Raw genomic sequence first — 23,471 nt, 5'->3', positions numbered from 1 at the left:
ATGACCAGGGACGATAACCGCGCGCGCAACGGAAAGGAAGGGCCGTGAACGCACCGAGCAGCCGGGCGGCCCTCCCCGTGCTGTCGGCCGCGTTGGCGTTCGCCGTCTGCGCGCCCCTGCTCGGGCGCGGGTTCGTCCTGAGCTACGACATGGTCTTCGCGCCACGGCAGTACTTCGTGCCGGACGCCTTCGGGGTCGGCGACACGCTGCCGCGGTCCGTCCCCGCCGACGCCGCCGTCGCGCTCGCCACCACCGTGCTGCCCGGCGACATCGTCCAGAAGATCGTCCTGCTCTCGGCCGTCTACTTCGCCGCCTTCGGCGCGGGACGGCTCGTCCCCACCGAGCACCTGGGCACCCGGCTCGTCGCGGCGACGGCCTACGCCTGGACGCCGTACTTCGCCGAACGGCTGTTCATCGGGCACTGGCCGCTGCTCCTGACGTACGCGGCCCTGCCGTGGATCGTCGGCGCCGGGCTCGCCGTGCGGGCGCGCGAACCCGGTGCCCTGCCGAAGCTGGTGATCGCCTGCGCTCCGGCCGTGCTGACCCCGCCGGGCGGCGTCCTCGCGGCGGCCGTCGTGGTCGTGGCCGCCGGTTCGCGACGGCTCCGGCAAACGGTTCCGATCGCGCTCGTGCTCAACCTGCCCTGGCTGGTCCCGACGTTCCTCGACGCCGGCGGCGCGTTCTCCGACCCGGACGGCGTCACGGCGTTCAGCGCCCGCGCCGAAAGCTGGGGCCCCGCGCTGCTCAGCGTGCTGGGCCTCGGTGGCATCTGGAACGCCGAAACGGTGCCGGAAAGCCGGGCCGTGCCCCTGGTCCCGGTGCTGACGCTCATCGTCGTCGCCGTGGCGATCGCCGGGCTCCGGCCGCTCGCCCACCGGTGGGGGAAGGCGCCGGTGCGCTCCTTGACCGCGCTCGGCGTCCTGGGTGTTCTCCTGGCTTCACTGGCGACGTTGCCGGGTGGGGACACGCTGCTCACCGCGGCGACGCGGTACGTGCCTGGCGCCGGACTGCTGCGGGACGCCCAGAAGTGGGTGGCGTGGTGGGCCCTGCCGCTCGCCTTGGGCTTCGCGCTGGCCGTCGAAGCCGCCGCGGCGAAGCTGCAAACCGCCGGGGGACGCGCCGGATTGGTGACGGCGGCGGTCGTCTTCCCGCTGCTGACCATGCCGGACCTCGCGTGGGGCGGCTGGGGACGGCTCGGCACCGCGCAGTACCCGGACGACTGGGCGGCGGTGTCCGGACAGCTCGGCGACCGGCCCGGTGACGTGCTGGCGCTGCCGCTCTCGGCGTTCCGCGGGTTCGCGTGGAACGCCGATCGCACCCAGCTCGACCCGGCGCCGCGCGTGCTGCCGAAACCCGTGCTGATGGACGACACCCTGCAGGTCGGCGCCGAGCGGATCGCCGGTGAGGACCCGAGGATCGGCGACGTCCGCGCCGCGACGTCCGCGCGGGAGCTCACCGACGCGGGCATCGGCTGGATCCTCGTCGAACACGGGACACCCGGCTACGTGGATCCGCGGTTGCTCGCCGGCGCGACGCCGGTGTGGTCGGGCGACTGGTTGACGCTGTACCGGACCCCGGGTGAGCCCGCGGTGAAAGCGGTCTCGTGGACGCCCGCCTTGCTGGCGAACGGAGTAGCGCTCACGTTGCTGTGCGTCGCAGTGTTGTGCCGCATGTTACCGATGCGTACATTGGGCCGCGGCGGGATTCTCCCGCCGCGGAAGGAGTGACTCGTGGGCACGGTCATCGGCGCGATCGTCGCCGTCATCATCGGCGGCGGAGCGGCGACCGCGGGCGGTTTCGCCCTCATCCAGGGCGCGGACCCGGACACCGCCGCTCCGGTGCAGCAGAAGCTCAACGCGCAGGTGAAGTTCAACCCTGCCGACCACCCGCTCAAGCTCTACGGGGACCGCTGAGGCGCGTGACCCGGCTCGCCTCCGACCACGCCCACCGCGTCGTCGGGCTCTACGGCGACCCCACCGTTTCCTGGAGCATCCTCCTCGAAGCGGAACTCGGCGCGCCCGCACCGGAACCGGAGAAGCTCCGTGCCCGGCTGGCGGCCGCGGTCCAGCAGTACCCGCACCTCGGTGCGGTGCCCGGAATCGAGCGGCTCACCGATCTGGCCGCCGTGCGGGACCGCTTCGCCTCGGCGCCCTACGAACGCGGCGCGCCCCTGGTGCGCGTCGCCGCCGGTGAGCGCACGCTCCTCATCGCCGCGCACCACGGCGCCCTCGACGGCCTCGGCCTGCTCGCCCTGCTCGGTATCCTCCTCGACGTCCCGGTTTCTTCGGCCGCGCGCGGGATCGGCGAACGCACGGGCGGCAAACCCTTTGTGGTTTCGGCCCTCCAGCGGCTCGCTGAGGCGCTTTTCGCCCCACCGGGCCGGATCACGCCCGAACACGGGCAGGCGGCCGTCGGGGACGTCTTCGTGGCCTGCGACGAGCCGGGCCTGCGGCTCGGGGCCGCGGGGTTCGTCGCGGCCGCCGCGAGCGCCACCGAACGCTGGAACCGCGCGCACGGCGCCCGCACCACCCGTGTCGTGGCCGCGCTGGGCGCGTCACGGCGGTCCGGCGCGGCGCCGGAACCGGTGCACGACAGCGCGTTCTTCCGGCTGCGGCTGCCGCGCGGCGCGGACGTCGCCGCGGTGCTGCGGGCCCAGCCGCCGGAGCCGGATTTCCCGGCGCGCAGCAGCCGGCTCGCCCGGCTGGGCACGCGGCTGCTGGCGAGCAGGCTGGGATCGACGTTCCTGGTGTCCAACCTGGGTGTGGTGTCCACCGCGGACACCGTGCGGACGCTGGCGTTCTACCCGGCGGCGAGCGGCCGCTCAGGCGTGGCGTTCGGCGTGGCGACGACCGGTGGCCAGACCACGGTCACCGTGCGGGCTCGCCGCAAGGACTTCGACGCGGCCGCGGCGGCTCGGCTCTTGGGTGAGTTCCGGGATGCGGTACGGGACCAGACGGCGCGACAATGACATGAATGACTCATTCCTGGCGTCCGACGCCAGGAATGAGTCATTCACTGCATCAGGTCGGCTGCTCGGCGAGCGCCGGGACCAGGGTGCGGGGCCGGGGGACGGGCTGCCCGGAGACGTCCCGCACCAGTGACGCGAACTGGCCGACACTGGCGTCCCAGCTGTACTTCCCGGCCCGCTCGGCGCCCGCCAAGCCCATTTCCGCGCGCCGCAGGCCGTCGGCGAGCAGGCCGTCGACCTGCGCGGTGAAATCGTCGAAGTCGTCGGCCAGCAGGCCGGTCCGGCCTTCCACAATGGACTCCCGCACGCCGCCGGCGGCGCGGTAGGCGACCGAGGGCACGCCGTGTGCCGCGGCTTCCATGATGACGATGCCCCAGCCCTCCTTGACCGACGGGCACAGGTGCAGCCACGAGCGCGCGAGGATCTCGTGCTTGGCCTGCTCGTCGACCCAGCCGTGCAGGACGACCCGGTCGGCGACCCCGCGCGAAGCCGCGTGGGCGCGCAGCACCTCGTCCCACGGCCCCTGGCCCACGACCTCCAGCCGCAGGGACGGCCAGCGCCGCGCGAGCCGCGCGACGACGTCGATGGCGTGCTCGATCCGCTTGTGCGGCACCAGCCGGCTCACCGCGACCAGCGTGGGCTCCCTGTCCCGTTCGGACGCGCACGGCGGTGGCGTGTCGAGGCCGTTCGGGACCACCGTGACGCGCTCGCGCCCGATGCCCAGTTCCGCCAGTTCCGCCTTGGTGACCTCGGAAACCGTGACGTAGCGGCACCGGCGGAACAGCCACGGCGCCAGCCGCGACTCGATCCACCAGCCGACCCGGCCCAGCGTCTCGCCGAGCGCGCTGATCCACTGTTCCCTGTGGACGTGGTGCACGAGCACCAGCACCGGGCAGCCGGCGACCAGCCGGGCGAAGAACGGCATGCCGTTCTGCACGTCCACCACGAGATCGGCGCGGGCCCGGCGGATGGCGCGCAGCGCGTGCGCGTAGACGCCGAACTTGTTGCCGCGCCGCCGGTAGCGGACGCCGTCACGCCACTCGCCCGCCGTCGCACCCGGGTAGGCGGCGCACTGGATCTCGACCCGGTACCCCGCTCTGGCCAGGCCCTCGGCCATCCGCTCGACGTACCGCTCCGAGCCGCCGCCTTCGGGGTGGCCGGTGTCGCGCCAGTTGAGGAGGAGCACACGAGGACGTTCCATCGGGTTATCCAAACTGTAGCGACGGTGCTAGGTTACTGGTGCGTACACCTTAGATGAACGTATTCGGGAAAGCGACGGTTCAATGGTAGGTAATCCGGTTATCGTCGCGACGGCGCAGCCGCATCGCGCCACGCTCCGCCGGTCGGTGACGCTGTTCCGGACATTCCTGACCGAACAGACCGACCCGGACGGCTTCTATTCCACGCTCGCCGCCGACTCCGTCCGGCAATTGGCGGCGCACACTCCGCTGGATGGCCGCACGGTGCTCGACGTCGGCGGCGGCCCCGGCTACTTCTCCGACGCCTTCCGCGCGGCCGGCGCGGTCTACCTCGGCCTGGACCCGGACGTCGGCGAGCTGTCCGCCCGCGGCGAGCCGGGGGAGAACATGATCCGCGCCAGCGGCACGGAACTGCCCGTGCGCAGCGGATCCGTGGACGTCTGCTACTCGTCGAACGTGCTGGAGCACGTGTCGCAGCCGTGGGTCATGCTCGCCGAGATGTGCCGGGTGACCAAGCCCGGCGGCACGATCTTCGCCTCGTTCACGCCGTGGTATTCGCCGTGGGGCGGCCACGAGACCGCGCCGTGGCATTTCCTCGGCGGCCACTACGCCCGGCAGCGTTATGCCCGGAAACTCGGGAAGCAGCCGAAGAACAAATTCGGGGAGAGTCTCTTTCCGGTTTCGGTCGGCGCCGCGCTTCGCTGGGCGAAGACGACGCCGCTCGCCGATTTCGTGGCCGGGTATCCGCGCTACCACCCGAGCTGGGCGATGTGGATCGTGCGGATTCCCGGCCTGCGTGAAATTGCGTCCTGGAATTTGGTCTTGGTCTTGCGCAAGAGTTAGCGGCCCGCGCCGACCGGTTCCCGGTGCCGCCGCGGCGGGGCCGGCGGGGCGGCCGGGCGCCGGCGGACCAGCACGAAGATCGCCAGGACGATCAGCACCCCGCCGCCGATGCCGAGCCAGAGCGGGCCGGTGCTCGACAGGAACTCCAGCTTGCCCTTGTTCTCGTCGATCTGGTCGACCATCTGCGCGATCGTCTTGCCGTTGTAGGCCAGCGTCCCGTCGAACACGACGGTGGGGTTGCCCGTGGTGGGCCGCAGTTCCTGGTGCTGCTGTTGCTGCTGCTTCACCTCGACGCCGGTGACCGGCTCCACCCACATGGTGTTGACCCCGCGGTAGTACAGGTCCGCGTCGACACTCGAGTCGGCGACGCCGACGAGCGAGCCGGGCACCGACTTCGTCTGGAGCTTGGTGTCCGGGATGTTCTGGACGAACTTGTAGGTCTCGACTCCGTTCACCTCCTCGGTGCCGGTGTACCGGGCGGTGACGGCGGTGCCGGTGTTGTCGTCGTAGACCTGGTAGTCCTTCTGCTCGGTGCCGAACGGGAACTTGAAGTTCAGGCCGGGCTGGGGCTTGTAGACGTTCTTCTCGGGCGGCTTCTCGCCGTCCTTGTCCGCCTTGTCCTTGAGCTCGGTGACGTAGCTGCTTTCCTTGGTGCACTTCGGGTCGGCATCCCCGCGCGGGTCGTAGCCCTCGGAAGTGCGCCGGTCGAAGCAGACCTGCCGCTTGCTCGCGGTGAGCACCGTGCCGTCCTCGTCGTCCTTGACCTGCACCGCGAGCAGCCAGACCGCGTAGTCGGTGCCCTCGTGCATCTCGGGCGAGGCGAAGTTCGCCTGCACGTGGCCGGTCGCGGTCAGCTTCCGGTTCTCGCGGATCTCGGTGACCGGGCCGGCGCCCTTGTCGGTCACGGCGAGGACCTTGCTCGCGGTGCCTTCCAGCACCGACGTCGAATCCTGGTCGAGCGGCACCTTGGCGAGCTTCGGGTAGACGTAGGTCGGCAGCAGCACCGCCCCGGCGATCGCGAAGACCCCCAGCGCCAGCAAGATCAGGCCGAAAGCTCGTCGCAACGGTCCTCCTGGGTCGTACTCCGGACACGCAAATTACCCGGCGGTAATCAGGTGCACGGATAGTGGCCCGCGCCACGTCGCGCGTCAAAGTGTGACCGGCGGTCACAGACGTCCGGTACGACCGGAAGGGCGCATGGGCGCGACCGTTCGGACCAAGCGGCCAAACATGTTTGTTCCCGGGCACAACGGGCACGGGCTCACCATCGGACGATCCCCCTGCCGCCGCGCCGGATCGCGAAGGAGAATTCCCCTTTTGCCCCAGGACCCATCGATGGTCGCCATCGCGGCGACCGCGCGCTGGCGGGCCCGGATCGTGGCGGCCGCCGCGAGCGCGGGGATCAGCATCGCCGACCCCCAGGCCGGCGTGCCCGGCATCCGGGTGCTGACGTGCGCCTCGGGCGCCCTCCAAGCGATCGTGCCCCGCCTGGCCCACGACACCCACCCGCCCCGCCCGGCGATCGGCGCCCATTCGGACTCGATCGCCGACCGCGAGCTGCGCGATGCCGTGGCGGACGTCGCGGCTCTGCTTTCGTTGCACGGCAACGTGGTCCTCGACCTCGACGCGGGCGGCCGCAAGCATCGCCCCGCCCGGCCGGACGTGGTGGTTTCGGCCGGTGTGGACCGTCCGCAGTGGACGGAGCCGGCGGTGACCCTCCCGGTGGGCCGGGACCGGCGCGGCGGCCCGCTCACGGTGGCGCTGACGGCCGGCCCGGGGTTCGAGGGAACGCTGCTGGAGCTGGCCCGCTTGGTCGACACCGACGCGGCTTAGCGCGGCCCGCCACGCGCTTGGAGGCCATCGCCGAGTCCGTGTCGGCCCACTGACCTGGCTAAACCTCGTCTTCGAGTTCGACCCACTCGAGCAGGTCGCCGGGCTGGCAGCCGAGCACCCGGCACATCGCTTCCAGGGTGCTGAAGCGCACCGCCTTGGCGCGGCCGTTCTTCAGCACGGCGACGTTGGCCGGCGTGAGCCCGATCTTCTCGGCGAACTCCCCGACGCTCATCTTGCGCTTGGCCAGTTCGACGTCGATGCGCACTACGATCGGCATCAGATGACCGCTTCCAGGTCGGACCGGAGGGTGGTGGCCTGCCGCAGCAGCGCGCGCATGACCAGCATCAGCAGGCCGATCACGGTGATCGCCACGGTCACCAGGAACAGCAGCATCGGCATCCCCGGGTCGTCCGCGTTGAAGCCGACGAACAGCAGCATCCCGGCGACCACCAGCCACGCGGCGGCGACGGCCCAGACGATCGCGTCGACCCACTTCAGGGACGCGGTGGTGAAGATCCGGTCCTTCTTGACCAGCGTCAGCAGCTTCCAGGTCGCGACGACCACCACCTCGGCGCACAGCACCAGGAACACCGCGATGGCGGTCAACGGCCAGCGCAGCGGAGCGTCGTGCGGGTTCTGCTGCGTGTGGTAGGCGATGCCGCCCGGCAGCGAGAGCGTCTGGAACACGACGAGGACGCCGAACAGCACCACGAGGAAAACTCTGAGCGCGGCGACGGCCCACTTCTCGGTAACCATGCGCCGACTATCGCGCTCTTCCTATCGAAAGTCAATCGGTAGTGATCGAAAGACGATCACACGGGCTCGGGTTCCAGGCGCACCGACTCCAGCGCGACGTACAGCTCGCCGATGTCGACCGGGTCGGTGAGGTCGCGTTTGGTCAGCTCCTGCACGCGGCGCAGCCGGTACCGGACCGTGTTGGGGTGCACGAACAGCCGGTCCGCGGCTTCCTTCGCCGAGCCGTGGCCGGCGAACCACGCCAGCAGCGTGTCGAGCAGGACCTTGCGCTCCGCGCCCGGCAGCGCGAGCACCCCGGCCAGGGCCGACCGGACGACGTCGCGGGCCATCCCGGGCGCGGCCGCGACCAGCGTCGTCACCGGCGAGTCGCCGAACACCACCACGCCGGCCGTCCCCGCCGGCAGCGAGCGGCGGGCGATCCGGGCCCGGTGCAGGGCGTCCGGGACGTCGGGGAACCCGGTGAACGGCTTGCTCATCCCGGCCGCCAGGGGCAGCGAACCGAGCACTTCGCGCAGCCGCCGGACGTCCTCGATCCGGTCGATCGCGACCAGGCCGGCCTCGCCGCCGGGCCGCCACGCCGACCGCCAGCGCCGCGCCCGCAGCAGCGCCTCGACGGAGTCGTGCTCGTCCGGCTCGACGCGCTCGGTGACCGCGGCGACGAACATGCCCGCGGTCGGCAGGCCCAGCTCGCGGGCGGCGGCCTCCATGTCCGCCTGGCCGGCGAGCCGGCCGCGCAGCAGGTCGTCCAGCAGCCGCGCGTTCGCGTGCGACGGCTCGGCCGCGACCTCCTCGTACGCGGTGGTCAGCGCGTCGGAGTAGAGGTCGATCGCCTTCCAGACGTAGGAGTTGATCTCGATCGTCCGGGTCGGGTTGAGGAACTCCGGGCCGGCGAGCTCGAGGAGTCCTTCGTAGACGAAGGTGCCGCCGATCCGGAACGCACGCAGCACCGCGGGCAGCGGGATGCCCTGGCGCGCCTGGGTGAGCCCGGTCTTGCGGGCGGCGTCGATGGCGAGGCCGTGGCCTTCGGCCAGCGCCGTCAGCGCGCGCTCGAGGTTGGCCCGGCAGACCTGCCGCAGTTCGCCGGGGTCGACGGCTTCCACCTGCCGGTAGAACTCGTCCTGCTCACTGAGCAGCCGGGCGAGGCGATCGGCGAACTCGGGGAGCCTGGCCAGCATCTCGCGCAGGAGCTCGCGGTGTTCGCGAGGTACCGGCCTGGCCAGAGCTTCGATGCCCATTTCCTCACTTTAGCTCGGGTTCGCCGCGTGGCACACGCACGAAGCTGAGCAAAATTCATGTCCGCCGGGTGCTCGACGTCGGCGGGTCGGCCGGCTCAGGCCGGTTTGCGGGCGGTCAGGTAGACGTGCGGCTCGGGGCCGGCGTCCGGGTGGTCGGGGACGAACTCGGCCTCGTCCTCGTGGACGATTTCGAGGCCCGCCGCCCGCAGCCGCTCCTTGAGGGGACCGGTGGCGAAACTGTACGCGCGGACCGGGTGGCCCAGGAAAACGATGTCCACTCCGTCGACGTCGGCGGGCACGGTGGCGAAGACGAGCAGGCCGCCGGGCTTCAGCCAGGTCGCGAGGCGGCCGATCATGGTTTCCTGCTCGGCCCGGGGGAGCTGCAGCATCGAGAAGAACGCCGTGATCGCGTCCCAGGTGCCGTCGGCGAAGGACAGTTCGCGCATGTCCCCGAGTTCGAACCGGGCGGCCGGCACCTGGCTGCGGGCGATCTCGACCATCTTCGGGGCGACGTCGTAGCCGGTGACGTCGTGCCCGGCGGCGACCAGCAGTTCCGCGGTCGGCCGCCCGGTGCCGGCGCCGAGGTCGAGCACCTTCGCCTCCGGCGGCAGGGCGGCGAGCAGGTCGGTGAGCGCGGCGCGCTGGGCGGTCGCGGTGCGGAAGGCGTGTTCGTAGTCCGTGCCGAGCGCGTCGAAGACCTCGGCGGCGGTTTCGGGGCGGGTCATGCTCGCCCACCCTGCCAGACCTAGGATCTCGCCGTGGCTGGTTTGCGGGGAGTCTTCGCCGGGTTCGGCAAGAGCCGGGCGTTCGCGGTGCTGGGGCGGGCGCTCGTGCCCGCCGACCGGGTGCTGCTGCGGATCAGCGGCGGCCGGGTCGGCGTCGGCGCGGCGGTCGGGCTGCGGACGTTGCTGCTCACGACGATCGGGCGGCGCAGCGGCGAGCCCCGCCAGGTGCCGCTGCTCTACGTCGAGCGGGCCGGCGGGTACGTCGTGATCGGCTCGAACTGGGGCGGCGAGGCCCACCCGGCCTGGTCGGCGAACCTGCTGGCTCAGCCGAAGGCAACGGTCGCGCTGGGTGGCCGGACCCTCGACGTCACCGGACGGCTCCTGACCGGGGACGAGCGCCGCGAGATGTGGGACGCGGTGGCGGCGTACTGGCCGGCGTACGACCGGTACGCCGTGCGGGCTTCGCACCGAGACATCCGCGTCTTCCTGCTCGAGCCGGTCAGCCGATGAGGTCGGTCTGCCGGATCCGGTACACCTGCAGCCGCAGGTTGTAGTACTTGTCGGTCTCGCCGACCCACTGCATGCCGAGCCGCTTGGCGACCGCGATCGCCCGCGTGTTGTTCGGCCGCGCGACGGCGAACAGCTCTTCGGTGTCCTGGGTGAAGGCCCACTCGATCAGCGCGGTGGCTGCCTCGGACGCGTAACCCTTGCCCCAGACGCCGGGGTTGAGCTGCCAGCTCAGTTCGAGGTCCTCTTCGAACGGCGGCAGCAGCCGGATGCCGAGGCCCCCGATCACCACGCCGTCCTCCTTGCGCTCGACGGCCCACCGCCCCCGCGGCGGCGGCAGGTTCGGCTGGGCCTCCTGCCAGGCGTGCAGCACCGCGCGCATCGCGCCGATGTCGCCGACGCGGTCCATGGCCGGGGTCAGCCAGTGCGTGACGTCTTCCGCGCCGTAGACGGCGAACGCGGCTTCGGCGTCGTCAGGCGTCCAGTCCCGGATCACGAGCCGGTCGGTGCTCAACGGGGTCTCCATACCAGGACGCTACGCCGGGAGGCCGGTGATTGTTCCCAGCCGAAGCGCGCAGAAGATGAACACTCACCCCTGGACGACGAGGGTATGGCGAAGATCGAGGGGGTCGCCGTGCCGGAGGTCACGTCGGCCGCGCAGCTGCGGGGAGCAGCGGGGAATGGCGCCGGATTGCTTGCCGGTGCGGCCGCTCAGCCGCGGCGCCCGCCGGGCCGGGCTGGCCAAGTCAAGCCAAGCCGGGCCGAACCGGCCGGGCCGGGCTGCGCCGACCGGGCCGAACCGGCCGAGCCGAACCGGCCGGGCTGCGCCGGCCGAGCCGAGCTGAGCCGAGCGAGCCGGGTCGTAAATCGCGCCGCTCACCCTCGAACCCGGCCTACAGTCGGCCCGTGGATGAGATGCACGCCCTCCTGGCCCGCGCCGCCGAGCTCGCCGCCGGTTACCGCGCCTCTCTCGCGAACCGGCCCGTTGCCCCGGCCGCCGTCGACCTTGCCGCCCTGCGGTCCGGCTTCGGCGGCCCGCTTCCCGCGCACCCCACGCCACCGTCCGAAGTGCTCGAACAGCTCGCCCGCGCGGCCGGTCCCGGGCTCGTCGCCACCGCCGGGCCGCGGTTCTTCGGGTTCGTCATCGGCGGCGCCCTCCCGGCCGCCACCGCGGCCGATGTCCTCGCCGCCGGCTGGGACCAGAACGGCTTCAACGCCGTCCTCTCGCCCGCCGCGGCCGCCGCCGAGGACGTTGCCGGCGAGTGGCTCAAAGAACTGCTCGGTCTCCCCGCCACGGCCTCCACCGGGTTCGTCACCGGCGGGCAAGCCGCGAACACCGCCGGCCTCGCCGCCGCGCGGCACCACGTGCTCGCCGAAGCCGGCTGGGACGTCGAGCGTGACGGGCTCGCCGGCGCTCCGCGCGTCCGCGTCGTCGCGAGCGAAGAACGGCACGCCACCGTCGACCGCGCCCTGCGGCTGCTCGGCTTCGGTACCCGGGCCGTCGAGCCGGTCAAAGCCGGCCCGCAGGGCGCGATCGACGTCGAAGACCTGCGGAAGGTGTGCGAAGCCGGCACCGGGCCGCTGATCGTCTGCCTGCAGGCGGGAAACGTGAACACCGGCGCGTGCGACGACCTGCGCGCCGCCCGGGACGCCGCCGGCGGCGCCTGGATCCACGTCGACGGCGCCTTCGGGCTCTGGGCCGCCGCCAACCCGGAAACCCGCGCGCTCCTCGACGGCGTCGAACTCGCCGATTCCTGGGCGTGCGACGGGCACAAGTGGCTGAACGTGCCGTACGACTCGGGCTTCGTCTTCTGCGCCCGCCCGGACGTCCACGCCGCGGCGATCGCCTACCGGGCCGCCTACCTCACCGGCGCCGGCGAGGTGTCCGGCATGGGCGACCTGACCTTGGAGTCGTCACGCCGCGCCCGCGGGTTCGCGGTCTGGGCGGCGCTGCGCGAACTGGGCCGCGACGGCGTCGCCGAACTCGTCGGCCGCTGCTGCCGGCTCGCCCGCCGCTTCGCCGGGAAACTCGCCGAGGGCGGTGCCGAGATCGCCAACGACGTCGTCCTCAACCAGGTCCTCGTGTCCTTCGGCGGTGACACCGACGCTCTCATCCGGAAAGTCCAGGACGACGGCACCTGCTGGCTGGGCGGCACCACCTGGCGCGGCCGCCGGTACCTGCGGATCTCGGTGTCCGGCTGGTCGACGACGGAAGCCGACGTCGACCGCAGCGCCGCGGCGATCCTGCGCCTGGCCGGCCAGAGCGCCGGTCAAAGCGCCGGTCAAAGCGCCGGTCAGTGACCTTCGCGCACCGAGAGCGAGTCCGTCCGCCAGGCGATTTCCTTCTCACCGCCCGTCGGCCAGCTCGACGACAGCCGGCGGCGGACGCTGCCCAGCGCGCCCAGCTCGGCCAGGTCGATGCGGGCGCCCTGCGCCGCCAGTGTGGACACCTCGGCGGTGGTGAGCGGGACGAAGTCGAAGTACTGCGCGTCTTCGCCGCCCGAGGTGTCGACGAACTCGGTGAAGATCGCGGCGAACGACTGGCCGCACTCCGGGCACCGGCGCAGTGAAATGCTGAAGTGCGACCGCTCGACCAGGCGATGGGTCTTGTTCAGCCGGGTCGTGCAGAACGCCAGCGCGGTCAGGGCATCTTCGCCGGAACAGCGGGCGCAGCCGAACTCGGTCATCGGCCGATCATCGCACGCGTGAATCCGGACCCGGCTGCGGAGGTACACCGAAACCCGCTGACCACCCGGATTCCCTCTGGTCCGCAGTGGTCTGGACCTGTTAGCCTCGGCACGTCCGCCAGTCCGGCCGATGAGGAGAATCCCGTGCTCCGCATGAGAAAACGCATCGCCGTCGTCGCGCTCGCGCTCGCCGGTGCCTCGGTCGTCGCGTCGCCCGCGGACGCCACGCCGGCCCAGGGCAAGGTGATGGCCTACTTCGCCGACTGGGACGTCTACGCCCGCGGTTACCACGTCAAGGACATCGAGACCTCCGGGTCGGCCGCGAAGCTGACCCACCTCAACTACGCGTTCGGCAACGTGACCGGCGGCGGCTGCGCGGTCGGCGACCCGTGGGCCGACCACGACATGCCCTACGACGCCGCCACGAGCGTCAGCGGCCAGGCCGACAGCACCGAAGCCGGCGCGCTGCACGGCAGCTTCAACCAGCTCCTGCAGCTCAAGAAGCTGCACCCGAAGCTCAAGGTGCTGTGGTCGTTCGGCGGCTGGACCTGGTCGGCCGGGTTCACCGAGGCGGCGAAGAACCCCGCCGCGTTCGCGGAATCCTGCTACAACCTGGTCAACGACCCGCGCTGGGCGGGCGTCTTCGACGGCATCGACGTCGACTGGGAGTACCCGAACGCCTGCGGCAACACCTGCGACACGAGCGGGCCGAAGGCGCTCACCGAGCTGGTCAAGGCGCTGCGCGCGAAGTTCGGGCGCCAGCTGGTGACCGCCGCGATCACCGCGGACGGCTCGGCGGGCGGAAAGATCGGCGCCACCGAGTACGGCGCCGCGAGCCGGTACCTCGACTGGTACAACGTGATGACCTACGACTACTTCGTCGCCGGCGCCAGTCCGAACGGGCCGACCGCGCCGCACTCGCCGCTGCGCGCCTACCCGGGCCTCCCGACCGCCGGGTTCTACGCCGACGCGGCCATCCAGAAGCTGCGCCACCAGGGCGTGCCGTCGTCGAAGATGTTGCTGGGCCTCGGGTTCTACGGCCGCGGCTGGGACGGTGTCACGCAGAAGCAGCCGGGCGGCACGGCCACCGGCCCGGCGCCCGGCACCTACGAAGCGGGCGTCGAGGACTACAAGGTCCTCAAGACCAAGTGCCCCGCCAACGGCCACGTCGCGGGCACGGCGTACGCGAAGTGCGGCTCGCAGTGGTGGAGCTACGACACGCCCGAGACGGCGTCGGCCAAGGCCGGTTACGCGAAGTCGCAGGGGCTCGGCGGGGTGTTCGCCTGGGAGCTGTCCGGCGACACGGCGAACGCCGAGTTGCTGCGGGCCATCGCGGGCCGCTGCTGACCCCCGAGCTGGAGGGCCCGGGCGCGAGCCGCGTCCGGGCCCTTCGTCCACTTAGGAGCGAGCGGGGAACCCGTGCCGCCGGGCGCCGATGACCACGGCGAGCACCGGCAGCAGGAGCGCGAGCAGCGTCCAGGGGAACGCCGCCGGACCGGCAGCGTCGAGCAGGACCCCGCCGGCCACCCCGCCCGCGGCCATCGCGGCGTTCCACAGGGTGACGAGCATGGCCTGCGCGTTGTCCGCCGCTTCGCCGCCGGCGTTCCCGGCCGCCGTCTGCAGCAGCGTCGGGACGCCGCCCCAGCCGAGTCCCCACAGCGCCACGGCGACGTAGACCAGCGCCGGGCTGCCGGCGAACACCGCCAGCAGCGCGGCGGCCACCGCGACGCCGACGGTGCCGAGCACCATCAGCGCCCGCAGCGCGCGGTCGATCCGGGCGCCGACGACGCCGATGCCTGCCGAGCGACAGCGCCAGCGGGATGCCGGCCATCACGATCGCGATGGCTTTGCCTTGGCGGTCCGGGACCAGCCGGCGCGCGTAGCCGGCGAGCAGCGCCCAGACGAGGCCCGCGGCCACTCCGGCGACGAAGCGCGCCACCATCGTCAGCGTGTAGTCCGGGGACAGCGTCGTGACGGTGTTGGCCACGGCGAACCCGTCGACCCCGGTGAGCAGCAAGCGTTTGCGGGGCCAGTTCGCGGAGGCGGCGGACGGCGGGATCGCGGTGAGCGCGTAGATCGTCACGGCCTGGCCGGCCGCGGGCTCGCCGACGCCGAGACCGGCGCTTATCCCGGGCAGCACGCCGGCGGGCAGCGCCTCGGTGAGCACGGTGACGAACGCGGCGGTCGTGAGGGCGAGCAGGGCGGGCCGGGGCAGCGTTCGACCGGGTGATCCAGGTCCGCGGCCTGCTCGACGCCGGCCTGCCGACCCGGATCATCAAGCAGATCCTGCCCTGCCTGGACAAGCCCCGGGCGATCCACTTCCCGGACGCGACGCCGGAGATGCTCGCGACGCTGGAGGCGGAGCGCGACCGGATGACCAGGCGAGCGAACTGCCTGCTGCGCAACCGCGACGCGATCGCCGAGTACCTGGCCGCGGTCCGCGAGTACGACCCGGCCGGCCGCTGACGGACGACGACTGCGGCGGCGACCGGACCCTGGTGCCGCTGCCCTGAGCCGCAGCTTCCGCTAGCTCACCAGCGGCGGGACGGGTCGATCACGTGCACGGCCGCTTCCTCCGCCGAAGCCGCGCCGCCGTCGATGCCGGCGTCCGAGGCGTACAGCTCTTCGTCGGAGTCCTCGCCGAAGCCTTCGTCGGTCGCGACCAGACGGCCCGCGCGGACGTCGCCGACCTCGTCGTCGACCAGCTCGCCGTCGGTGTCCTCGGTGTCGCCCAGTCCGTCGTCGTCCAGGTCGTCGGCCAGGTCGGGGACCTCACGGGCGAGCCGGCCCGCCCAGCTCTCGCCCTCCGCGGTTTCGTGCGCGGTGGTGCCCCAGCCCTCGGTCGCCTGCGCGCGTTCCGGCGGTGAATAACCCTCCGCCAGCTCGTCGCGGTCGTCCAAAGTGTCCTCGGGGTCGAGGATGCCGTTGTCGGCGTTGTCTTCGATGTCGTCGTCCACGGCTCCATCTTCGCGCAACTCATTGGCCGCGCCCAGCCCGGGTGATATGACGGTGTCGTGCCGGGGCTTCGCCCCGGGCCGGGGGCTCCGCCACCCGGACCCCCGCAAGAAGACCGTGCACGGGCCGCCACTTCGGCGGTGCCGCCGGTGAAAGGTGATCCCTCATGCCGATGAGACGCAAGGTGCTGGCCGCGGGGCTGGCCGGGGTGTTCGGCGCCGCGCTGTCCGGACGGACGGCCCAGGCCGCCGAAACCGCGCCGCCGGTCCGGCTGGACCAGCTGAACCTGGTCAACCTGTCGCACGTCAACGACCCCGCCACGACCAACGTCTTCCCCGGGGATCCGGCCTTCGAGCTGGAGACCATCGCCACCATCCCCGAAGACGGCTACTACCTGCAGTTCGTCCGCGAAGGCGAGCACACCGGGACGCACTGGGGCGCGCCCGGGCACTTCAACACCGGGGAGCCGCTCGCCGACGACATGGACCCGGCGGACCTGTTCCGGCCCGCCGTGAAAGTCGACGTGCGGGCGAAGGCCGCGGCGAACCCGGACTACGCCGTCACGGTCGACGACCTCAAGGCGTGGGAGAAGCGCCACGGCCGGATCCCGGACGAGTCCGTGGTGGTGCTGTGGACCGGCTGGGACGCCAAGTGGGGCACCCCGGCGTACCCGAACACCGGCGCCGACGGCGTACTGCACCAGCCGGGGTTCTCGATCCCCGCGGTGCAGTGGCTGATCGACACCGGGCGCCTGGGCCGCCGCGGCGGAACGGGCACCGACACGTTCAGCCCGGACGTCGGCACCGACGAGACGTACACGGTGTCCAAGCTGGTCTACCGACGGCACCGGATCAGCCTCGAAATCCTGGCGAACCTGAAGGCGCTGCCGACGACGGGCGCGTGGGTGCTGGTGGGCGGCCCGATCAACCGGAACGGGGCGGGCTCCACGGCGACGATCTTCGGCGTGCTGCCCCCGGGGGTGCAGGCGAGCTGACCGGCGGAGGTTCGCGGCGGGCCCGCCCCGCCGCGTTAACCGGCCGAAAGCGTCGACAGCCGCAGTGAAGCCAGCCCGGCCGGGTGGCCGAAGCGGTAGCCCTGGGCCGTCGTGCAGCCCGCGCGGGTGACCAGTTCGGCCTGCTCGGCCGTCTCGATGCCCTCCGCGACCACCGCCACCTCGAGGTCGGCGCACAGCCCGACCAGCGACCGGCACAGCGCCGCGTCGCGGTCCGGGCGGACGCCCGTCGTCAGCGCGCGGTCCAGCTTGATCAGGTCGACCGGCAGCGCGTGCAGCACGGTCAGCGAGCTGTACCCCGCACCGAAGTCGTCGAGCGCCACCCGCACGCCGAGGTCCTGCAGGCGGCGGATCGCGGCCGCGCCCGCCGCCAGGTCCGGCACCGGCACCGTCTCGGTGATCTCGACGATCAGCCGTTCGGCCGGCAGGCCGTAGCGGTCCAGCGCGGACTCGACGCTCTGCTCCAGCGAGGCGGCACCGAGCCGGCTCGCGCACACGTTGACGTGCACGGTGAGGTCGATGCCGGCCGTGGTGATCTCGCGGCAGGCCAGGTCCAGCACCAGCGCGTCCAGTTCCGCGCCGAGACCGGCGCCTTCCGCGGCGCGGACGAACGTCTCGGGCGACACCGCGGTGCCGTCCCGCGCGGTCCAGCGGGCCAGCGCCTCCACCGCCACCGGCTGCTCGTCGGCCAGCCGCACGATCGGCTGGAACACCAGGGCGAAGCCCTCCGGGAGGCCGCCGCCCGCGCGGCGCAGAGCCGACGGGAAGTCGGGGGGCCCGTCCGGGGACGGGTGGTACACCACCGTGGTGTCCTTGCCGAGCCGCTTGCCCGCGTACATCGACGTGTCCGCGCGGCCCAGCAGCACGTCGGCGGTGATCGCCGGCTCGGCCGGGTCCGGCACCACCAGGCCCATGCTCGCCCGGACCGGGACCAGCGTGCCGTGCACCGCGAACGGCCGCCGCAGCGCGCTCTGGATCCGGTCGGCGACGGCCTGCGGGGCGTCGACCTCGCCTTCCAGCAGGATCGCGAACTCGTCGCCACCCAGCCGGGCGACGGTGTCGCCGGTGCGCACGCAGCTCAGCAGCCGCTGGGCGACCGCGTGCAGCAGGACGTCCCCGCCCGCGTGCCCGAACCGGTCGTTGACCTCCTTGAAGTCGTCCAAGTCGACGAAGATCAGCACGAGTGGCCCGTGCCCGCCGTCCGTGCCCTGCTCGACGGCCCGGTCCAGCCGGTCGGCGAACAGCGCGCGGTTGGCCAGCCCGGTGAGCGGGTCGTGGTAGGCCTGGTGGGTCAGCTGCTGCTGGCCCTCGTACACCCGGCGCAGCAGCAACCGGTTGTCCAGCAGGGAAAGCAGCTGCCGGGCGAGCACCAGGAACACCACGAGCGCGCCGACGAACACCTCGACGCCGTCCGGGCCGGCCCCGGCCACGATCTGCACGGTGATCAGCAGCGCGACCGCGGTGACCGGCAGGTACGGCAGCGCCACCTGCCACCAGTCGACGCCGACCGGCTGGCCCGCGTCGTCACGCCGCCGCGTACCGGGCGTGACCAGCAAGGCGAAGGCGATGAACAGCGGGCCGAGCACGAATCCGGCGTCCGACCACGGCTTCATGCTTTCCGCGCCGATGCTGACCAGGTAGGCGAACACGCTGTCCGAGCAGGCCAGCGCGACGATCCCGACGGCGGCCAGCATGAGGTTCGCGCGGTACGGGCGGTCCACCCGGTCGAACACGACCAGCAGCACCGCGACGACCACGACCACCAGGTCCGACAGCGGGTAGGCGATGGCGACGGCCCAGGTCAGCGCGTCCGGCCCGGTGGCCCGGACGACCTGCCCGAGCGCCGCGGTCCAGGTGAGGATGAACAGCGACCCGGTGACGACGAGCCCGTCGAGCACCACCGCGACGCCGAAGTGCGCGGTCCACTGGGCGGGCTGCCAGCGCTCGCGGTCCGGCCGCGCCCGGGCCCTGGCGAGCACGAACAGGGCGGCGAGGGCGAACACGGGGAAGCTCAGGTACCCGACGTCGGCCAGTGACGGCGAGGGCAGGCCGCGGCCGTCGATCAGCTGGTACCAGGACCAGACGCACTGGCCGAGCGACCAGCCGGTCATGCCGAGCGCGACCAGCACCCGCCACCACCGCTGGTGCTCGCGGACGCGCCGCGCGACGAGGATCCCGCAGACCACCCCGGCGAGCCCGGCGCTCAGCTGCATGCCGTCGTCGACCCAGAGGGCGAAGGTGTCGCCCCAGAAGGCGAAGCCGTTGACCACGACCAGGGCCGCCGTGACCAGGACGAGCAGGATCGCCACTGGGTACCGCCGCACTGTCATGGCACCTCACGCGGTCACGCACGCCGGTCGGACCGGCAAACACTACACCGCGCGTGATCACGCACAAGCGCACCGGCACCGCCGCCGGACGGCACTCGCGCCTACGCCGGGCCGCGTGCGCGGGTACGGTCGGCGTGGTGATCACGCGCATCCGGGGGTACGTGCTGCCCAGCGGTGAGTACGTCGACCTCTACGCCGACGGGGACCGCTGGACGACCGATCCGGTGCCCGGCGCGGCCCTGGTGGGCGAAGGCTGGCTGGTGCCCGGCCTGGTCGACGCCCACACCCACCCCGGTGTCGCGGAACCGGGGCAGCCGATGGACCCCGAACTGCTCCGGGAACAGCTGCACCAGCACGTCGACGCGGGGGTCACGCTGATCCGGTCACCCGGGCTGCCGGGCGAGCCGCCGCCGTGGTTCGGCGAGGACCCCGACGTGCCGCGGGCCCGGCACGCGGGACCGTGGCTGGCGCAGCACGGCCAGTTCTTCGACGGCTGGGGCCGCCGCGCTTCGCATGACGAGCTGCCCGCGCTGGCGGGGGCGCAGGCCGCCCGGACCGGCTGGGCGAAGATCATCGCGGACTGGCGCGTCGGGGATTCCGCGGTGCCGGTGGACGTGCTGCGGGCCGTCGTGCGGGAGGTGCACGCGGCCGGCGGGCGGGTCGCGGTGCACAGCCAGCACCCCGAGGGCGGCGCTGCCGCGGTCGCGGCGGGCGTCGACTCGCTCGAGCACGGGATGTGCCTGGACCCGGACCTGCTGGCGCGGATGGCTGCCCAGGGCACGGCGTTGACCCCGACGCTGTCGGTGATCACCGGAGGCCTGCGGCGCCGGGAACAGGAGCCGGACAGCCCGGCCCGGACGTGGTACCTGAGCGGCGCGCGGGTGCACGGCGCGCTGACGGCGGCCGCGGCGGAAGCCGGTGTGCGCGTGCTGGCGGGCACGGATTCCCTGCCGCACGGCGGGATCGTCGCCGAGATCCGGGCGCTGGTGGCCGCGGGCGTGCGGCCGCACGAGGCACTGGCGGCGGCGTCGTGGCACGCGCGGGAGTACCTGGGACTGGGCGGTCTGGAGCCCGGAGCCCCGGCGGACGCGGTGGTCTACGACCGGGATCCCCGGGCCGACCCGGGTCAGCTGGCCGACCCGGCGGCGGTGGTGCTGCGCGGCCGGTGCGTGCGGCGCCGCGGGTGAGCCGGGCGCGGGGCGTGGCTGACGCCGGTCGCCGGCCGCACCCGCCTCGACCTGCTCGGCGCCGCCCGCGTGCGCGGGGAAGCGCGGACGGCAGGCGAGTCGATCCGGGCGGTGCGGAACGCCGAAAAGCTCCCCTGGTGGCAGGCGGGGTGCGGGGTCGCTAGCCGCCCGGGCCGGCGCGGTCGTCGTGCCGGCTGCGCGGGGCCGGCACGATGAACGCGATCACCCCCGCCGCCAGTCCGACGAGCACGGACAGGTGCGCGGCGGCCGGCACGGCGCTGATCAGGAACAGCCGCAGCGACCCCGAGATCAGCAGGCGCCACATCCTCGGGCTCATGATCAACAAGTACCCGCGGCGGGCCGCCGTCAACCCGCGCCGGGCAACGGCCCGGTCACGTTCACCCGCGGGAGTGGTGCGCCGCCCGGGTGAACGTGCCCCGCCGGGAAGCGCGGTGCGGCGGCGAACCCGCCTTCGTCATTTCGACACGTTCGACAGGCCGGGTCGCGTGAGTTTCCGCCGCGAAATCGTTGCGGCGCAATGCGGCCCTTGTTATCGGAACGCCAATGAGTTTCGTCCTTTCCCGTGGTGGCCGGAACGGAAACCGCGGGATAACGATCCGTTTGCCGGAGCGTGATCGACTGGACATCGGCGGTGACGCTGACGAACATTGACCTCCGTGCGTGGAAGGGGAGGGGAACGGTGAGCCTCAGTACGGCGGACGTGGTCGGCGAACTCAAGGCCCTGCGCAAAGGGAGGGCAATTTTCACGACACCGCTCGCGGACCGGATCGGCCCCGCATTGCGTTGCACTTGCGGCATTCTCGAAGATGACGGAACCGTGGAGATGCGGCGTAAGCTGTCCGACCGATTGCGCCCGCTGGTCGAGTCGTTGCCGGACGATCTGAAGATCGCTTTGCTCGCCGCATTCGCGCTCGACGACCGGGCGCGGAAACCGTTCTACCAGGAACGGGTGCACTGGGCGGCGATCACGCTCGACCGCGACGACCGGACGGTCCGGCGGCGGATCGACGAGGGCATCGAGCAGATCGCCGCGCTGGCCGTCGCGGCGGCCGTACCCGCGCCCCGGCAGTATCCGGGGCGTGGCTGGCACACCGAAGAACTGCGCGTCACGCTGGCTCTCGACCAGCCGGTGCCGGAGGCGTTCGAATTCCGGCGGGTGATCGCCGACGCCGACGAAATCGCCGTGCTCGACCTGGCGCCGACGTTGCCGGTCACCGGCGAATCGAGCGATCCGGATCTCGGCGTCGACGTGTTCCACGGCGGTGTGCTGGCCGGCCGGGTGCGGGAATCGAGTGATCGGGCCGGAGTCGTGTTGCGGCTTCCGGAGCCGTTGTGCCGCGGCAAGCGGCACGAGGTCGGCCTGCGATTCCGGGCGAAGCTGCGAGAACCGCGTTACGTCTGCGTACCGCGGCAGCCGTGCGATCTTTTCGATCTGCACGTCCGGTTCGGTGAACGGGTGCCGAAGCGGATCGTGCGGCTGGAAAAGGTTTCCCCGTTCGGCGCGGACGATCGGCCGCAAAGCGGTGGCACGCTGGCGGTCGACGACGCCGGCGAGGTGCACGTCCGGTTCCGGAACCTCGCCCCCGGCTTCGCGTACGGAATCCGCTGGGCCTGATTTTCCCGGGATCTGTCCACGATTTGTCCGGTGTTCCGCCGGTGCTCGGCGGCGGTTCCGGCCGGGTGGTGAATGGTTAACGGACAATAGCTGGACAACCCGTACCACAGTGCAACGTTGCTGGTCAGCACCTCGATAACGCCTAATGCCGGACCGGGAACGTCGAGGCACCAAGCTGTCCGTTGTGGACGGACGCAGGCCCCGGTGGCGGATGGAGGAGGGCCCGTGGAGACCATGATCGCGGCGGCGGCAGCGGACGTCGACGGCTACACCGTGCCGGCGGATTCGCCGAGGCCGGAGGGCGCGCTGGCGAAGGAGCGGCTCGACCCGGTGGTGGCCGCGGCGCGCGGCGGCGACCCGGACGCCGTCCAGGCGCTGCTGCAGCTCATCAAGCCGACGGTCGTGCGCTACTGCCGGGCGCGGATCGGTGGCCGGGACCTGTCGTACCTCTCGGCCGACGACGTCGCCCAGGAGGTGTGCCTGGCGGTGCTGAAGGTGCTGCCGAACTACCAGGACCGCGGGGGATCGTTCCTGTACCTCGTGCGGGCGATCGCGGCGAACAAGGTCGCCGACGCGTTCCGCTCGGTGGCCAGGGACCGGTCGAAGCCGGTGCCGGAGCTGCCGGACCGGCCGCTGGGCGGCAACGAGCCGGAGAACCACGTCCTCGAGCTCGACCTCGGGGCCCGCCTGGGCCGGCTGCTGGCGTCGCTGCCGCCGCTGCACCAGGAGATCTTGTCGCTGCGGATCGTCGCCGGCCTGTCGGCGAACGAGACGGCGGAGGCGCTGGGCATCTCCGCCGGCAACGTCCGCATCACGCAGTTCCGCGCGCTGACGAAGCTGCGCGGCATGATCGGGGACGGTGACCTCTGAAGCGTCACTCCAGCCATTCGGTGATGAAGTGATCGCTTTCGTGGATGTGCACGGCCTCGTAGACGCCGGGGCCGAGCACGGCGAACTTGTGCGGTGTGCCGGCCGGGACGACGAGCACGTCCCCGGCGCCGCCGTCGCGCTGTTCGTCGCCGACGGTGAACCGGGCCCGGCCGCGGATGATGACGAACGTCTCGGTGTAGGGGTGCCGGTGCAGCCGCGGCCCGGAGCCGACGACGTCCGTGCTTTCGCGGATGACGGAGACTCCGGACCCGACATCGCGTCCTTCGAAATTCTCGCTGTCGCTCACCTGGCCAGGGTAGCCGTCAGGGGCTGGTCACGACCTTGCGCAGCTGGCCGAGCGCCCGGTGCTGGGCCACCCGCACCGCACCCGGCGTCGAACCCACCGCGGCCGCCGTCTCCTCCGCCGAGAGGCCGACGACCACGCGCAGCACGACGATTTCCCGCTGCTTGCGCGGCAGCACGCCCAGCAGGTTCGCCATCCGCTCACGCAGTTCGCGCCGCAGCGCGTGGTGTTCGGGCCCCAGCGACGAGTCGGGCTCGTCGGGCAGTTCGGCGACCGGCTCGTCCTGCCGCGGGGGGGGCGCGCCGGCGGGGCCCCCCCCGGGGGGGGGGGGGGGGCCCCCCCCCCCCACAGCCCAGCGCGGAACCCCCGGATGTTGCTGGTCACCTGGTCGTCTCCTGCTGCTTCAGCATTCCTCGGCGAACTG

The 23,471-nt window shown here is 72.4% G+C and carries 24 protein-coding genes and 3 pseudogenes; 13 read left to right on the top strand and 14 right to left on the bottom strand.

Features of this window, described 5'->3' with window-relative positions; genetic code table 11:
* Positions 1–44 precede the first annotated feature (44 nt).
* The 3 genes from ISP_RS38985 to ISP_RS38975 are packed head-to-tail and all read left to right on the top strand — an operon-like array spanning position 45 to position 2,968.
* Positions 45–1,727 (top strand): hypothetical protein, encoded by a 1,683-nt coding sequence (locus tag ISP_RS38985; RefSeq protein WP_013229290.1) that lies wholly within the window; start codon positions 45–47, stop codon positions 1,725–1,727.
* 3 nt (positions 1,728–1,730) lie between these two features.
* Positions 1,731–1,913 carry a hypothetical protein gene (locus tag ISP_RS38980; protein WP_013229289.1) on the top strand — a complete coding sequence of 61 codons (183 nt, stop codon included), beginning with the start codon at positions 1,731–1,733 and terminating at the stop codon, positions 1,911–1,913.
* Positions 1,914–1,918: 5 nt separating this feature from the next.
* On the top strand, positions 1,919–2,968 hold the full coding sequence (locus tag ISP_RS38975) for a hypothetical protein (RefSeq protein WP_013229288.1): 1,050 nt from the start codon (positions 1,919–1,921) through the stop codon (positions 2,966–2,968).
* Between the two features lie 52 nt (positions 2,969–3,020).
* Here the strand turns inward: ISP_RS38975 and ISP_RS38970 are convergent, their stop codons facing one another.
* The gene (locus tag ISP_RS38970; protein ID WP_230468557.1) at positions 3,021–4,169 is read right to left on the bottom strand and encodes a glycosyltransferase family 4 protein; all 1,149 of its coding nucleotides are present in this window, start codon (positions 4,167–4,169) and stop codon (positions 3,021–3,023) included.
* A 145-nt stretch (positions 4,170–4,314) separates the two neighbouring features.
* On the opposite strand from ISP_RS38970, the gene ISP_RS38965 reads away from it, so the two are divergent.
* A complete protein-coding gene (locus ISP_RS38965) occupies positions 4,315–5,010 on the top strand; it encodes a class I SAM-dependent methyltransferase (protein ID WP_013229286.1) in 696 nt (231 codons plus the stop codon).
* On the opposite strand, the gene ISP_RS38960 is transcribed toward ISP_RS38965, so the two are convergent.
* On the bottom strand, positions 5,007–6,074 hold the full coding sequence (locus tag ISP_RS38960) for a PorA family protein (RefSeq protein WP_013229285.1): 1,068 nt from the start codon (positions 6,072–6,074) through the stop codon (positions 5,007–5,009). The two genes, ISP_RS38965 and ISP_RS38960, sit on opposite strands and share 4 nt — an antisense overlap.
* Positions 6,075–6,345: 271 nt before the next feature.
* On the opposite strand from ISP_RS38960, the gene ISP_RS38955 reads away from it, so the two are divergent.
* Entirely contained in the window at positions 6,346–6,843 is a 498-nt protein-coding gene (locus tag ISP_RS38955; RefSeq protein ID WP_013229284.1) for a hypothetical protein, read from the top strand.
* 58 nt (positions 6,844–6,901) lie between these two features.
* Here ISP_RS38955 and ISP_RS38950 read toward each other — a convergent pair whose 3' ends face one another.
* From ISP_RS38950 to ISP_RS38935, 4 genes are all read right to left on the bottom strand, one after another.
* Positions 6,902–7,120 carry a helix-turn-helix domain-containing protein gene (locus tag ISP_RS38950; RefSeq protein ID WP_013229283.1) on the bottom strand — a complete coding sequence of 73 codons (219 nt, stop codon included), beginning with the start codon at positions 7,118–7,120 and terminating at the stop codon, positions 6,902–6,904.
* Positions 7,120–7,599: a DUF2975 domain-containing protein gene (locus tag ISP_RS38945; protein WP_013229282.1), complete on the bottom strand. Its 480-nt coding sequence runs from the start codon at positions 7,597–7,599 to the stop codon at positions 7,120–7,122. The genes ISP_RS38950 and ISP_RS38945 overlap by 1 nt, the downstream gene beginning before the upstream one ends.
* A 56-nt stretch (positions 7,600–7,655) precedes the next feature.
* The gene (locus ISP_RS38940) at positions 7,656–8,834 is read right to left on the bottom strand and encodes a PucR family transcriptional regulator (protein ID WP_013229281.1); all 1,179 of its coding nucleotides are present in this window, start codon (positions 8,832–8,834) and stop codon (positions 7,656–7,658) included.
* Positions 8,835–8,929: 95 nt separating this feature from the next.
* A complete protein-coding gene (locus ISP_RS38935) occupies positions 8,930–9,559 on the bottom strand; it encodes a class I SAM-dependent methyltransferase (protein WP_013229280.1) in 630 nt (209 codons plus the stop codon).
* Positions 9,560–9,601: 42 nt separating this feature from the next.
* Between ISP_RS38935 and ISP_RS38930 the strand changes: the two genes are divergently transcribed.
* Entirely contained in the window at positions 9,602–10,069 is a 468-nt protein-coding gene (locus tag ISP_RS38930; RefSeq protein ID WP_014467644.1) for a nitroreductase family deazaflavin-dependent oxidoreductase, read from the top strand.
* Here ISP_RS38930 and ISP_RS38925 read toward each other — a convergent pair.
* Positions 10,059–10,592: a GNAT family N-acetyltransferase gene (locus ISP_RS38925; protein ID WP_013229278.1), complete on the bottom strand. Its 534-nt coding sequence runs from the start codon at positions 10,590–10,592 to the stop codon at positions 10,059–10,061. The genes ISP_RS38930 and ISP_RS38925 overlap by 11 nt on opposite strands.
* Positions 10,593–10,981: 389 nt before the next feature.
* Between ISP_RS38925 and ISP_RS38920 the strand changes: the two genes are divergently transcribed.
* A complete protein-coding gene (locus tag ISP_RS38920; protein WP_013229277.1) occupies positions 10,982–12,367 on the top strand; it encodes a pyridoxal phosphate-dependent decarboxylase family protein in 1,386 nt (461 codons plus the stop codon).
* Here the strand turns inward: ISP_RS38920 and ISP_RS38915 are convergent.
* A complete protein-coding gene (locus ISP_RS38915) occupies positions 12,361–12,753 on the bottom strand; it encodes a hypothetical protein (protein WP_013229276.1) in 393 nt (130 codons plus the stop codon). The two genes, ISP_RS38920 and ISP_RS38915, sit on opposite strands and share 7 nt — an antisense overlap.
* A gap of 153 nt (positions 12,754–12,906) precedes the next feature.
* Between ISP_RS38915 and ISP_RS38910 the strand changes: the two genes are divergently transcribed.
* Positions 12,907–14,100, top strand: a complete 1,194-nt coding sequence (locus ISP_RS38910) for a glycoside hydrolase family 18 protein (RefSeq protein WP_014467642.1) — start codon at positions 12,907–12,909, stop codon at positions 14,098–14,100.
* Between the two features lie 51 nt (positions 14,101–14,151).
* On the opposite strand, the pseudogene ISP_RS38905 reads toward ISP_RS38910, so the two are convergent.
* Positions 14,152–14,968, bottom strand: a pseudogene (locus ISP_RS38905) (MFS transporter).
* 5 nt (positions 14,969–14,973) lie between these two features.
* Between ISP_RS38905 and ISP_RS38900 the strand changes: the two are divergent.
* Positions 14,974–15,219, top strand: a pseudogene (locus tag ISP_RS38900) (MerR family transcriptional regulator); the annotation flags it as partial.
* A 65-nt stretch (positions 15,220–15,284) separates the two neighbouring features.
* On the opposite strand, the gene ISP_RS38895 reads toward ISP_RS38900, so the two are convergent.
* Entirely contained in the window at positions 15,285–15,710 is a 426-nt protein-coding gene (locus ISP_RS38895; protein ID WP_013229272.1) for a DUF5709 domain-containing protein, read from the bottom strand.
* Between the two features lie 164 nt (positions 15,711–15,874).
* On the opposite strand from ISP_RS38895, the gene ISP_RS38890 reads away from it, so the two are divergent.
* Complete coding sequence (locus tag ISP_RS38890; protein WP_013229271.1) at positions 15,875–16,702, top strand: cyclase family protein; 828 nt, start codon at positions 15,875–15,877, stop codon at positions 16,700–16,702.
* Positions 16,703–16,737: 35 nt separating this feature from the next.
* On the opposite strand, the gene ISP_RS38885 is transcribed toward ISP_RS38890, so the two are convergent.
* Positions 16,738–19,050: a putative bifunctional diguanylate cyclase/phosphodiesterase gene (locus ISP_RS38885; protein ID WP_230468556.1), complete on the bottom strand. Its 2,313-nt coding sequence runs from the start codon at positions 19,048–19,050 to the stop codon at positions 16,738–16,740.
* A gap of 137 nt (positions 19,051–19,187) precedes the next feature.
* Here ISP_RS38885 and ISP_RS38880 point away from each other — a divergent pair, with 137 nt between their 5' ends.
* The gene (locus ISP_RS38880; protein ID WP_230468555.1) at positions 19,188–20,237 is read left to right on the top strand and encodes an amidohydrolase family protein; all 1,050 of its coding nucleotides are present in this window, start codon (positions 19,188–19,190) and stop codon (positions 20,235–20,237) included.
* Positions 20,238–20,397: 160 nt separating this feature from the next.
* Here ISP_RS38880 and ISP_RS38875 read toward each other — a convergent pair whose 3' ends face one another.
* Positions 20,398–20,574: a hypothetical protein gene (locus ISP_RS38875; protein WP_155258942.1), complete on the bottom strand. Its 177-nt coding sequence runs from the start codon at positions 20,572–20,574 to the stop codon at positions 20,398–20,400.
* Between the two features lie 507 nt (positions 20,575–21,081).
* Between ISP_RS38875 and ISP_RS38870 the strand changes: the two genes are divergently transcribed.
* Complete coding sequence (locus ISP_RS38870; RefSeq protein ID WP_230468980.1) at positions 21,082–21,873, top strand: hypothetical protein; 792 nt, start codon at positions 21,082–21,084, stop codon at positions 21,871–21,873.
* Between the two features lie 234 nt (positions 21,874–22,107).
* A complete protein-coding gene (shbA, locus tag ISP_RS38865; RefSeq protein WP_049878272.1) occupies positions 22,108–22,743 on the top strand; it encodes an RNA polymerase sigma factor ShbA in 636 nt (211 codons plus the stop codon).
* 4 nt (positions 22,744–22,747) lie between these two features.
* On the opposite strand, the gene ISP_RS38860 is transcribed toward shbA, so the two are convergent.
* Both ISP_RS38860 and ISP_RS38855 read right to left on the bottom strand, forming a co-directional pair.
* On the bottom strand, positions 22,748–23,050 hold the full coding sequence (locus ISP_RS38860) for a cupin domain-containing protein (protein ID WP_013229266.1): 303 nt from the start codon (positions 23,048–23,050) through the stop codon (positions 22,748–22,750).
* A gap of 16 nt (positions 23,051–23,066) precedes the next feature.
* Positions 23,067–23,327: pseudogene (locus ISP_RS38855) on the bottom strand (sigma-70 family RNA polymerase sigma factor); the annotation flags it as partial.
* Positions 23,328–23,471: the final 144 nt, after the last annotated feature.

The sequence above is a fragment of the Amycolatopsis mediterranei genome (assembly GCF_026017845.1).
In the GTDB taxonomy this organism is placed as follows: Bacteria; Actinomycetota; Actinomycetes; order Mycobacteriales; family Pseudonocardiaceae; genus Amycolatopsis; species Amycolatopsis mediterranei.
This window is presented reverse-complemented; position numbering and strand designations above follow the sequence as displayed.

Bases quoted from the DNA above. Each gene is read 5' to 3' on its own strand.
- ISP_RS38970 (WP_230468557.1), bottom strand. From the start codon at position 4,169: ATGGAACGTCCTCGTGTGCTCCTCCTCAACTGGCGCGACACCGGCCAC.
- ISP_RS38955 (WP_013229284.1), top strand. From the start codon at position 6,346: ATGGTCGCCATCGCGGCGACCGCGCGCTGGCGGGCCCGGATCGTGGCG.
- ISP_RS38950 (WP_013229283.1), bottom strand. From the start codon at position 7,120: ATGCCGATCGTAGTGCGCATCGACGTCGAACTGGCCAAGCGCAAGATG.
- ISP_RS38945 (WP_013229282.1), bottom strand. From the start codon at position 7,599: ATGGTTACCGAGAAGTGGGCCGTCGCCGCGCTCAGAGTTTTCCTCGTG.
- ISP_RS38940 (WP_013229281.1), bottom strand. From the start codon at position 8,834: ATGGGCATCGAAGCTCTGGCCAGGCCGGTACCTCGCGAACACCGCGAG.
- ISP_RS38935 (WP_013229280.1), bottom strand. From the start codon at position 9,559: ATGACCCGCCCCGAAACCGCCGCCGAGGTCTTCGACGCGCTCGGCACG.
- ISP_RS38925 (WP_013229278.1), bottom strand. From the start codon at position 10,592: ATGGAGACCCCGTTGAGCACCGACCGGCTCGTGATCCGGGACTGGACG.
- ISP_RS38920 (WP_013229277.1), top strand. From the start codon at position 10,982: ATGCACGCCCTCCTGGCCCGCGCCGCCGAGCTCGCCGCCGGTTACCGC.
- ISP_RS38915 (WP_013229276.1), bottom strand. From the start codon at position 12,753: ATGACCGAGTTCGGCTGCGCCCGCTGTTCCGGCGAAGATGCCCTGACC.
- ISP_RS38910 (WP_014467642.1), top strand. From the start codon at position 12,907: ATGAGAAAACGCATCGCCGTCGTCGCGCTCGCGCTCGCCGGTGCCTCG.
- ISP_RS38890 (WP_013229271.1), top strand. From the start codon at position 15,875: ATGCCGATGAGACGCAAGGTGCTGGCCGCGGGGCTGGCCGGGGTGTTC.
- ISP_RS38885 (WP_230468556.1), bottom strand. From the start codon at position 19,050: ATGACAGTGCGGCGGTACCCAGTGGCGATCCTGCTCGTCCTGGTCACG.
- ISP_RS38875 (WP_155258942.1), bottom strand. From the start codon at position 20,574: ATGAGCCCGAGGATGTGGCGCCTGCTGATCTCGGGGTCGCTGCGGCTG.
- ISP_RS38870 (WP_230468980.1), top strand. From the start codon at position 21,082: ATGCGGCGTAAGCTGTCCGACCGATTGCGCCCGCTGGTCGAGTCGTTG.
- shbA (WP_049878272.1), top strand. From the start codon at position 22,108: ATGATCGCGGCGGCGGCAGCGGACGTCGACGGCTACACCGTGCCGGCG.